Genomic DNA, 8,279 nt, shown 5'->3' with positions numbered 1-8,279 from the left:
TGCTTGGGGTTGGCACTGGCCACTCTGGACTTGCTCATCTACAATAGAAAGCATCCAATTTAATCATATATTTTTTGTGGATATGGGAATAATTGGCACGCATACTGGCAGGCCGCGGCAAGAAATGGCAGCTATAAAGCACGGCGACAATGCTTAATAACGCCCGGCACGCCCATGCCTGCATGGCAAAAGTAAGCCCTGTCCCAAGAGGTTATCACTCTATCACCGCTGCGTTGGTGGTGAAAAACGCCGACCAGGCGATCAAGTTCTACGAAAAGGCGTTTGGCGCCAAAATGCTCCGCCGCATGTACCTGCCTGACGGCAAGACCATCATGCACGCCGAATTAAAGATAGGCGACTCGCACCTCATGCTCTCCGACGAGATGCCCCAGATGCAGGCTCTCTCCCCGCAGACGGTGGGCGGCGCAAGCTCTAGCATCTACCTGTACGTCAAGAACGTCGACAAGGTGTTCGACCAGGCGGTAAAGGCAGGCGCAACTTCAACCATGCCGGTGATGGACGCTTTCTGGGGCGACAGGATGGGCGGGCTAACGGACCCCTTTGGGCACATGTGGGCTATAGCAACGCGCAAAAAGAACCTCACTGCCAAGCAGATGAAAAAGGCAGGCGAAGAGTTCATGGCCAGCATGGGCAAGGCACAAGCTTAAAATCACCTATCGGCCGGCTTTTCACTGGATAGTAAATGGGCAAGCGAACACTAGTGCGCCGCCGCGGGCGTGGAGGCAAGCAGTTCCGCGCAATCATCGTCGGCAAGATCGCACCGGCAAAGTATCCCAATTTCAAGCTTGGAGAGCATCACAAGGGCACAATAGTTGACATCGTACACGAGCGCGGGCGCGACGCCCCGCTGGCCAAGGTTTTCTACGACGACGGCCGCTACTCGTACGTCCCGGCGCCGGAAGGCACGACCGTCGGCAGCGTGATAGAGCTCGGCCAGGGCACGGCAGCGACTCGGGGCAACGTCCTGTCGCTAGAGTCGGTCCCTGACGGCACCGTGGTGTGCAACATTGAAAAGAACGCCGGCGACGGCGGCAAGCTGATAAAGTCGGCCGGCTCGGCCGCAATCGTCTTTGCGCACGGTACCGAAGGTGTGACGATCAAGTTCCCGTCCGGCAGGTTCCTTACACTTAACGCAAAATGCAGGGCCATGATAGGCGCAATCGCGGGCGCAGGCAGGAAGGAAAAGCCGTTCCTGAAGGCCGGCTCACGGGCGAAATACATGCAGGCGCACGGCCGGCTGTACCCGACGGTCAGGGGCATTGCGCAGGCAGCCGTCTACCACCCGCACGGAGGCGGAAGGCACCAGCACATCGGCCGCCAGTCGTCAGTCGGTAGGACCACGCCGCCAGGACGCAAGGTCGGCAACATTGCGCCGCGCAAGACCGGCCGCGGCAGGGTAAAGGACGTCCCGCACAAGGGCTGAGCGGGACTCTTTTTCCCTTTTTTTTGAAAAGTGCTCGTAAAGCCTATATTTCATCGCTTTCGTATGCCCTGTAATGAGGGCAGAACAGTTTTCCAAGAATATCCTTGCATTGCATCCAAAGATCAGGTTTGCCGGCGTCGTTGAAAAGTCCGGCCACCTTTATGCCGGCGTCAGGAGGGAGGACGCGCCCAATAAGCTATCCGACAAGAGCACCGAGATAAGCCTGGCGCAGTCGGCCTACATCGTCGACCTGCGCAAGATGTTTTCAAAAGAGCTTGGCGAGCTAAAGTCTGTCGTCTACAACTATGACAGCGTCAACATCATCAGCGTGCCGGTCAAGGACCACATAGTCGTGCTGTCAATGGAGTCTGACGCCATGGCAGACGAGGTGGCGGCAAAGGTGCACGAGTATGTAAAGTCGGTCAAGGATGAGCTGTCGCTGTATCCGCCAAGCAACGTCGTCAACCCGGAAAAGAAAGAGATGCTGCGCAACCTGCTGGAATCCGGGATTTCAGAGGAGATGATCGCCGAACAGCTCGACCTTGACGTGAACCTGGTACAGGTGCTGGTGCAGGAAATCAGCCGATAGCCTTGAACTTTTCAAGCGACTTCCACATGTACCATGTGGCGACGCTCCTGTAGGGCCGCCACGGCTTGGCTATCTTTTCCATGCGCTCCGGTGCAGGCAGGTCGCGCAGCCTGTACGTTTTCTGCATCGCCCTGCGCAGGCCATAGTCGCCGACGGGGAGGACGTCGGACCTGCCGAGGCAGAATATCAAAAACATCTCGGCCGTCCACCTGCCGATGCCCTTTACCTCTGACAGTTGCTCGACTACCTGCTCGTCGTTCATCGCCGCCAGGCCGGCAAGGTCGAGCCGGCTCTCTGAAACCCTGGCGGCAAGGTCCTTCATGTACTCTATCTTTCTTCCTGAAAGTCCCGCCGTCCTGAGCGTCTCGTCCGGCGTCGACAGCAGGCGCGCCGGCGCAGGGAACCTGCCCCTGTATAATTTCATAAAGCGCGCAGAGATGGCGTCCGCGGCGCTTCCGGCCAGCTGCTGGTAGATTATGGCCTCGACGAGGGACCGGAACGGCTCGCCCCCGCATTTTATGGTGTAGCCGCCCACGGTGCCAATTATGGCGCCGAGCCTGGCGTCGGCGGCCGTCAGGTGCAAGATTGCATGCTGCATCTAGCCGTACATCTGCTCCGACTTTTGCGCCAGGCCCTGATCGTTCCTTATCTTTCTCAGGATCTTTTCCATCCCTTCAGCCTCCCTTAGCAGAGCCTTTACGTCGCATGAGGCCCCCGGGGCGATCTTGGCCAGCGCCTCAGCAATGGCCGCGCCCGCCCTGAAATCCGGCGCGTCGGGGGCCACCTTTACCAAAAGCGTGATGACGTCATAGTTGCGCCACGCCCCCTCGTTGAGGAGGATGGCCGGGATGCCAGACACCGAGCCGTTGAGGGTGGCCGGGATGCCCGCGTCCGTCGCCTTTTTCAGCGCGTTTGGCGTGCTGCCGACGGCATATACTGCCGGCGAGTCTGGCTGCGGCTCTTTTTCGCCGTACGGCACGCCTGCCGCGCTCACGATGAGGTCGCAATTGCTGTTGAGCGCCCAGTCCAGCATCGTGCTTGCCACGGAGCGGAACAGCGACGGGTCAAGGTTGAGCTCTGACACAAACATTGCCAGCTTTAGCTCCTCACTCGCATAAACGCGCGCGGGAAAGCTGGGCATGGCGTTGCGGATGATTGAAAGTGGCGGGAATGCCGGCGAGTCGACAAGGGCCACAAGCTCTGTCTTTAGCGTGTGTATCAGACACTCTGTCGCAATCGCGTTTGCCAGCCCAACGCTTGGAAAGCCGTCGACGACGATGCCTCCCTTCATATTCACGTTGCGGAGCTTGCGCACCTCTATGGGGGGTTCGGCCACGAAAAACATACCCCGTGCCAGATTAAAAAGCTGCGCGTCAAACGCCGGCCAGCGCCAATAGCTCGTCCATGTTTGCGCGCGTCTGGTCCCACTTGTATTTTTTCAGCGCGGCTACCGCGACGTCCCTGTCCACCGGGACAAGCTTGTTCAGCATGGCGGCGACTGGGCCGGACACAAAGAGCGCCTGGCCTGCGGCAGACACGTTGCTCATCTTGCGCTCCGTGCTTGCGCTCTCAAAGTCGATGATCGTTGGCCCGCTCCCGTCTATGATTACGTGCCTGTCGACCCTGCTCAGCTCGCCGTGGTCGACGCCTGCCCTGTCGAGCCGGTAGCACTGCTCCAGTATCGACGCCGCCGTCTCTTGCGCCTGCTTTCTGGTTGCTTCCTGCGCCCACTGCACAATGTTTGCGCCTTTTGCAAACTCCATCGTGATAAAATTGGCCGAATGGCCGTAGAGTTTTGCCCCAACGCCGGCGCCGTTTGCGATGCTGTGGAGGCGCACCTCGGCGTCCATGGTCTCCCTGTTGGCGTCCGTCCTGCGCACCTTGAGCGCGCATATCTTGTCCCCAAAACGCGCCTTTACTACGATGCCGACCTGTCCCTTGCCGGCGACGTTGACGTTGGCGACTTGGGTCTTGCCGCCAAGCAATATCTCTGTGACTCCAAGCGATAAAAGCTCGGCGACGCGCGACGAATGCTCCTCCTCGCTGTAGCGAGGATATGTGAGCAGCTGCGCGAGCTCGCGCGCGCCTACTTTAAAAGATGAGGCTTTCTGTTGATGCAAGCTCGTCAACGGCCGCTTTCACCTGACCCGACAGCCTTCGCTCGCCCCCGCTATAAATTTGGAGCTTGCCGGTTATCATGTCTCTGGCGATCCCGCTGTCTTTTTTCTGCAGCAGCCCGCGCAACAGTTTCGTCGCGTCGGTCTCTTTTCTCCGTGCAATCATGGAGACGCGGATCTCCTTGTCGGCCCACATTGCCAAGGGGCCGTTTGCCTTGGCGACAAAGCTGTCCGTGTCGCTTCTGCGAAAGATCTCGGGGCCCTTTCTTGCCGCATAGGGCGGGAGCGTGAGCGACTCTAGCATGAACGCAAACGCGCCGCTGGTTTCTTCGTCGGTAGAGCAGGCGTGGCGAAAGACTACAAAACCTGCAAGCTCTAGCTGCTTTGCCAGCGAATTTGCGCTGCGCTTCATCTGGCCCCAGATGGTGTCGGGGCTGCGCTTGCGGTGCGAAAACTCGACTGCAACGATGTTTGGGTACAGCCGCCTATTGACTTTGGCCGGCTGCCTCGCAAAGAACTTCATTGACGGCTTTTTGAGAAATGCGCGGGCGGCAAGCGCGAGCCTGCCGGCGCTCTCCGGCGACACCGCCGTGCCGAGGTTGCGCCTCGGGTCGACGGGGTCGATTATGACGACCGGGCTCTGGAAGCCCTTGACCACGTCGACGTCATAGTCGCCCACCGCTATCACCTGCCCCTGCTTGAACTCGGCGGCAGCGTTGAGCACGCCTTCAAACGATCCAAAATTGGCCACCAGCACTTCTGACACATAGCCGGAAAAGCCGCCGGTCGATATCTCGGCGCCATAGATGCCTGCCGCTTTCAGGAATTTTTTCAAGAGCCTCACCTCGCCCTTTTTCGAGTCGTCAAACGCCTCGACGATGTATTGCGTGTGGAAAGGCGACCTGTCGGCCGCGCTCTTCCACCTGCCCTTTTCGACGTCGTAGCAGGGCACGACGTTTATCCTCGTCCCTTTCATGACGGCCTCGACGTACGGGTGGTCGGAATAGCGCAACTGCGGGCTGTACTTTTTCAGGGCCTTTTTGCCCATATCGACGCCCAGCTCTTCAAACCTCTTTTCATCGACGCCCAGCTTTATCTTTATGAAAATGTCGACGTCGGCGTCGCCCCTGAGCCATGTGCCCTTGGCAAACGACCCGCCAAACACTACTCCTGCAACCTCTCCGCCTGCCTGCCTATCCACGAGTCTCTTGGCCTCCTCCGCGACTGCGGCTATCTTGGCCGCCTCTTTTGCAGTCGGGGTGGACAGCGCGGTCGCGTTTGCAAGCACGTCTTGCATGCTCATGCCTGCTCCTCTGCCGCGGTCGCGGTATAAACGTTGGAATACGTGGGGCCGGCAGGCGACAGGTCGCTTTTTTTCAGGTGCACCCTGTCGACCAGCGTAGAGCCAAACGTCTTGCCCGCGTACCTGGCGACATTGACCCTGACGTGCCTGTTCTTTGCCCGAAATATCGTGAGGTGGGGCGAAAACGGCTTGTCCGGCCTAAAGCCGACTTCAGACATCTTGGCAAGAACCTTCCTTGCAAGGGCCGCAAGCTTGGTCGACCCCTCCTCGTCTATGCCCACCCACACGACCCGCGCGTTGCCGGGACTTGGGAAAGCGCCCACGCCGGTATACGTTATTGAAAACGGCTCAAACCTTATTTCGGCAAGCTTTTCCACGACGCTTGCCACCCGCTGTTCGCCCACCTCGCCAAGGAAGATGAGTGTAAAGTGAAAGTTGTCTGGGTTGACGGGCTTGATGTCCCTGGCACTCAGGCCTGAGATCATTTCCTTCTGCAAATTTGCAATTTCATTGCTTGTTGCGTCGACTGCGACGAATGCCCGCACAGGTGACCTTGGAAAAAGTTTGTTTATATTATTTTGCACGAGCGCAACCGATTAAATAATTGCCAATGCCAATTGCAGGCGTGGCAGGCGCTGACAGCTTTGCAGTCGAGCAGGGCAAGGGTGAGAAGGCGGTGGCGTGGATGAACGAATACGCAAAAAAGAACAAGGTGAACTTTGAAGCAAAGTTGCAGGGCTACGCGGTGCAGACGACAAAGTTTGGCGGCTTTGAGATGATATCGTGGAAGGGCGACTGGCCGGCCGCGCGCAACTTGATAAAGCGGGCAAGCGGCAAGCTGCGCATAAAGGCGCTAGAGTCGGGCTACCATGAAAAGACGGACCTGTTGGTGTCCATGTTTGGCGCCGGATCCGAGTTTGCCAAGGTCTACTCTGGCGGCAACCTCGTCGGCCAGATAGAGATGAAGACCAAGTCAGGCAAGTGGGTCGTAAAGTCAGAGGCGTTTTCCTGACTTTTTGTTTTTGAAGTAGATCTTTTTCATCTCCTCGACCCACCTGTCCTTCTTGGCATAGATCTGCTTTTGCTTTCTTGTTTGGCAGACCGACAGCGCGTACGAGCACAGCAACGGGAAATAGACGGACGAGTCGCCGTACACGATGACGTTGCCGCTGTGCGAGGTCTTGATCTTGCCCCAGCTCTTGCCTTCCTGCAAAGTCGCGCCCGACAGCCCGCCGGTGTCCGGCCTTGCGTCGGTCAGCTGGATCAAATAGTCCTGCCCGCCTTCCTTTATCTTCAATATCTGGTAGAGCGCCGGCCCGGTCTGCTGGAAAAAGTTCTTGGGCACCCCGCCGCCCAGCTCGAGCCCCCCTGACTTGTCGCTCTTCCACAATATGGCAGCGGATTCGGCGACGTCGAGGATGGTGTTTGGAAAGACGCCCTTGCCCTCAAAGAGCAGGGGCAGCATGTTGAGCCCGATTGAAGAGTCGCCTATCGCCGGCATGTATACGGGCACGTTGTTTTCGTACGCCTTTACAAGGAACGACTTTTCCGGGTATTTCGCGTTCTCTTTGGCGGCCTTGCCTAGCGCGTATGCGATGTCGGCGGTGGACGCGTTGGCCGGGATCTCGCCCGACCTTTCTTCCATGTCCTTTTGAACCAGGAGGTCCTGCGCCTGCAGCGTTTCCAGCTCTTTTATGTAGACGTCATAGATGCGCACTATTTGCTTTGCATACAGGACGTCGTCGTCGACGTCAAAGTGGCCCTGCCTGACCGGCAGGCCGTAGGCGAAATGCAGGTCGTGGTAGACGTTAGCTCCTGTCGCCACTATCCAGTCGATAAAGCCGGCTTCAATCATGGCAGATATGGACTTGCCCATGCCTATCGGCGTCATGGCGCCGGCAAGCGTGAGGCAGACTGTGGAATTGGCGTTTATCATGTCCTCAAGCGTTTCAGCAGCCTCGGCAAGCCTGCGGGCGTTGTAGCCGGTAGCGCCGTAGAATTTTATCAAATCTTTAACGGTCATGTTTGCGGAAACCGTTGGCGGTTCCAGCTTGCGGCCAGTGAAAGAATGGCGCAGGTCGCTGCCGTGGTTGTGGTCGTGCACCCTTTTGGTAGAAAAGCACTCCCTTTTAAAAAATTCTGTTCTCCGCAGGCTTGCAGCTCCGCCCAGCTTGCTGACCTCCAACGCTACTACTTTCAACGATAACGACGTTCTGATTCGTTGATCTGATAATCATTCGCACTCATGTCCCTCCTGCACATAAGCCCATTTTTATTGAATTCCCAGTGCTCATTTCCATGAGTCCTCATCCATTGACCAGTTTCTGCGTCACGCCATTCATATTCAAAACGTACTGATATTCGATTATCTGTATAGCACCATAATTCCTTCATTAACTTGTAGTCAAGTTCTTTTGCCCATTTGCGCTTGAGAAATTCAATTATCGCCCGGCGTCCTGTAAAGAATTCAGTTCGGTTTCTCCATTCACAATCTTCTGTGTAGGCTCTTGCCACAACCTCTGGATTTCTTGTATTCCATGCGTCTTGCGCTGCCTTTACTTTAGCTCTTGCCGTTTCTGCATCAAAAGGTGGCAGCAAATCTTTACTCATCATATTTCATAGCTAGAATGTCGATAAAAATCAGCAAGTAACTTTTGGGTAAGCAGGTAGAATGTATCTCACTAGGTTACCATGACGTTGCTTTCCACCCCTAGAGCTTGTTTGAAGCTCCTGGGTTTTCTGTCTTTGAATACGTCTGCGGCGCAGTACCGTGTAGGATATTCTCCCATCTGCTCAAGTAGGGGCCTGAGATTCTTGGCTTTTTCC

The 8,279-nt window shown here is 56.9% G+C and carries 11 protein-coding genes; 4 read left to right on the top strand and 7 right to left on the bottom strand.

The window, feature by feature from the left end:
• The first annotated feature begins 182 nt into the window (after positions 1–182).
• The 3 genes from ACREAY_RS07685 to ACREAY_RS07675 all read left to right on the top strand — a co-directional run bounded on the left by ACREAY_RS07685 (position 183) and on the right by ACREAY_RS07675 (position 2,033).
• Complete coding sequence (locus tag ACREAY_RS07685; protein ID WP_431755185.1) at positions 183–668, top strand: VOC family protein; 486 nt, start codon at positions 183–185, stop codon at positions 666–668.
• Between the two features lie 35 nt (positions 669–703).
• Positions 704–1,444 carry a 50S ribosomal protein L2 gene (locus ACREAY_RS07680; RefSeq protein WP_431755184.1) on the top strand — a complete coding sequence of 247 codons (741 nt, stop codon included), beginning with the start codon at positions 704–706 and terminating at the stop codon, positions 1,442–1,444.
• Between the two features lie 73 nt (positions 1,445–1,517).
• Positions 1,518–2,033: a DUF6659 family protein gene (locus ACREAY_RS07675; RefSeq protein ID WP_431755183.1), complete on the top strand. Its 516-nt coding sequence runs from the start codon at positions 1,518–1,520 to the stop codon at positions 2,031–2,033.
• Here ACREAY_RS07675 and ACREAY_RS07670 read toward each other — a convergent pair.
• The 5 genes from ACREAY_RS07670 to thpR are packed head-to-tail and all read right to left on the bottom strand — an operon-like array spanning position 2,023 to position 5,998.
• A complete protein-coding gene (locus ACREAY_RS07670; protein ID WP_431755182.1) occupies positions 2,023–2,631 on the bottom strand; it encodes a DNA-3-methyladenine glycosylase family protein in 609 nt (202 codons plus the stop codon). The two genes, ACREAY_RS07675 and ACREAY_RS07670, sit on opposite strands and share 11 nt — an antisense overlap.
• On the bottom strand, positions 2,632–3,369 hold the full coding sequence (locus ACREAY_RS07665; protein ID WP_431755181.1) for a proteasome assembly chaperone family protein: 738 nt from the start codon (positions 3,367–3,369) through the stop codon (positions 2,632–2,634).
• A gap of 37 nt (positions 3,370–3,406) precedes the next feature.
• The gene (locus ACREAY_RS07660; RefSeq protein WP_431755180.1) at positions 3,407–4,162 is read right to left on the bottom strand and encodes a serine/threonine protein kinase; all 756 of its coding nucleotides are present in this window, start codon (positions 4,160–4,162) and stop codon (positions 3,407–3,409) included.
• The gene (gene cca, locus ACREAY_RS07655) at positions 4,125–5,453 is read right to left on the bottom strand and encodes a CCA tRNA nucleotidyltransferase (protein ID WP_431755179.1); all 1,329 of its coding nucleotides are present in this window, start codon (positions 5,451–5,453) and stop codon (positions 4,125–4,127) included. The genes ACREAY_RS07660 and cca overlap by 38 nt, the downstream gene beginning before the upstream one ends.
• Entirely contained in the window at positions 5,450–5,998 is a 549-nt protein-coding gene (gene thpR, locus ACREAY_RS07650) for an RNA 2',3'-cyclic phosphodiesterase (RefSeq protein WP_431755178.1), read from the bottom strand. Before thpR ends, cca begins: the two co-directional genes overlap by 4 nt.
• 80 nt (positions 5,999–6,078) lie before the next feature.
• On the opposite strand from thpR, the gene ACREAY_RS07645 reads away from it, so the two are divergent.
• Positions 6,079–6,465: a hypothetical protein gene (locus ACREAY_RS07645; RefSeq protein WP_431755177.1), complete on the top strand. Its 387-nt coding sequence runs from the start codon at positions 6,079–6,081 to the stop codon at positions 6,463–6,465.
• Here ACREAY_RS07645 and ACREAY_RS07640 read toward each other — a convergent pair.
• Both ACREAY_RS07640 and ACREAY_RS07635 read right to left on the bottom strand, forming a co-directional pair.
• On the bottom strand, positions 6,448–7,557 hold the full coding sequence (locus ACREAY_RS07640; RefSeq protein WP_431755176.1) for a homospermidine biosynthesis protein: 1,110 nt from the start codon (positions 7,555–7,557) through the stop codon (positions 6,448–6,450). The genes ACREAY_RS07645 and ACREAY_RS07640 overlap by 18 nt on opposite strands.
• 92 nt (positions 7,558–7,649) lie before the next feature.
• Positions 7,650–8,063, bottom strand: coding sequence for a nuclear transport factor 2 family protein (locus ACREAY_RS07635; protein WP_431755175.1), 414 nt, complete (start codon positions 8,061–8,063; stop codon positions 7,650–7,652).
• Positions 8,064–8,279: the final 216 nt, after the last annotated feature.

Origin of the sequence: Nitrososphaera sp., from assembly GCF_050748925.1 — an archaeon.
Classification (GTDB): Archaea; Thermoproteota; Nitrososphaeria; order Nitrososphaerales; family Nitrososphaeraceae; genus Nitrososphaera.
The sequence above is the reverse complement of the archived record's forward strand: the minus strand, read 5'-3'. Positions and strand labels throughout refer to the sequence as shown.